2 protein-coding genes and 1 pseudogene are annotated in these 1,440 nt (G+C 76.7%); 2 read left to right on the top strand and 1 reads right to left on the bottom strand.

The window, feature by feature from the left end; genetic code table 11:
* Positions 1-462: NYN domain-containing protein (locus GTW08_RS29060; RefSeq protein ID WP_202417856.1), on the top strand; the 462-nt coding region annotated here is incomplete at its 5' end.
* A gap of 4 nt (positions 463-466) precedes the next feature.
* Here GTW08_RS29060 and GTW08_RS29055 read toward each other — a convergent pair.
* Positions 467-799 (bottom strand): hypothetical protein, encoded by a 333-nt coding sequence (locus GTW08_RS29055; protein ID WP_073574273.1) that lies wholly within the window; start codon positions 797-799, stop codon positions 467-469.
* A 384-nt stretch (positions 800-1,183) separates the two neighbouring features.
* Here GTW08_RS29055 and GTW08_RS29050 point away from each other — a divergent pair.
* Positions 1,184-1,440 (top strand): annotated as a pseudogene (locus tag GTW08_RS29050) (alpha-(1-2)-phosphatidylinositol mannosyltransferase); the annotation flags it as partial.

The following is a 1,440-nucleotide window of genomic DNA, read 5'->3' as shown; positions in this document are numbered from 1 at the left end:
GTCGCGGGAACGGGCGACCGCGGGACCGGCGCGCGCGTCGCGGCCCCCGTCGACGGGCTGGCCGCGCTGGACGCCCTGCTGACCGTGCCGTCGGTGCACCTCATCGTCGACGGCTACAACGTCAGCAAGACCGGCTACCCGGACCTGCCGCTGGCCGACCAGCGCTCCCGGCTGGTGGCCCAGCTCGGCGCACTGGGTGCCCGCACGGGGGCCGAGATCACCGTGGTGTTCGACGGGGCCGCCGTGATCGCCGCGCCGGTGCGCGGCAGCCGCGGGGTGCGGGTGCTGTTCAGCGACGCCGGGGTGATCGCCGACGACGTCGTCCGCGACCTCGTCGCCGCCGAGCCGGCGGGCCGGCCGCTGCTGGTCGCGACGTCGGACCAGGAGATCGTGCGCTCGGTGCGCCGCCGGGGCGCGCACACCGTGGCGTCCGCGGTGCTGCTGCGCCGCCTCGGCGGCTGAGCGCTCACCCCACGTCACGGTGCCGGGGCCCGTGCCCGGCCGGCGGGACCACCGGCATCGGCAGCGCCGTACGTCCGGCTCGACCGGGCGCCGGTGCGCCCGGCTCGACCAGACGCAGGTGCGGGATGAGGCCGCCCTCGGCCAGCACCTGCAGCGCCCGGCGCTCCGGCTCGGCGAACTCCACCGGGACGACGGTCGTGGCCTCCGTGCCGGCCGGCAGGTCGACGGGAAGGTAGGGGATCGGCCGGTCGTCCTCCGGGACCTCCAGCAGCACCCCGATGACGCAGGCACCGCACGCGGCCCCGCGGACCTCGCAGCGATCGCAGTCGACGATCATGGCTCCTCCTTCGTCGGACCCGAGGTGGTCGAGCACCGCGGACGCTAGGGGAGGGGTCCGACAGAATGGCCGCGCCGAAGAAAATCCGGGCCGGGGCCGTCACCGCGGGCTGCCGCGCTCGTTCACCTGAACAGCACGACATCCTCACCAGCTGTGCCGTCGAGCGGACACCACCACTCGTACGGAGCAGCGCAACCCCGGCGGGCGACCGATCCGGTCACGCAACGGTGAGGACGCGGAACTCGTCCGCTCCCCGGAGTGTCGGACGGCGGCCCGCATCCCCGACGCGCAGCGCGTGCGCGGAGCCGCCGTCCCGACCCCCGCCGCCAGTCCGCCGGTGACCACCGGCGGCCGGCGCCCCGCCGAGGACTAGCGTCGCCGACCGTGGCGCGCACGCTGCTGGTGACCAACGACTTCCCGCCCCGGCCCGGCGGCATCCAGTCCTACCTGTCCGACCTCGCCCGCGCGCTCCCGCCGGACTCGCTCGCGGTCCACGCGCCCGCCTGGCGCGGTGCCGCCGACCACGACGCCGCGCTGCCGTTCCCCGTGCACCGGCACCGGTCGTCGCTGATGCTGCCGGTCCCCGAGGTCGCCCGGCGCGCCGCGGAGCTGGCCCGCGAGCACGACGCCGGGACCGTCTG

The sequence above is a fragment of the Pseudonocardia sp. SID8383 genome, from assembly GCF_009864975.1.
In the GTDB taxonomy this organism is placed as follows: Bacteria; Actinomycetota; Actinomycetes; order Mycobacteriales; family Pseudonocardiaceae; genus Pseudonocardia; species Pseudonocardia alni.
Note: the sequence above shows the minus strand (reverse complement) of the source record. Positions and strands in the feature narration are given on the sequence as shown.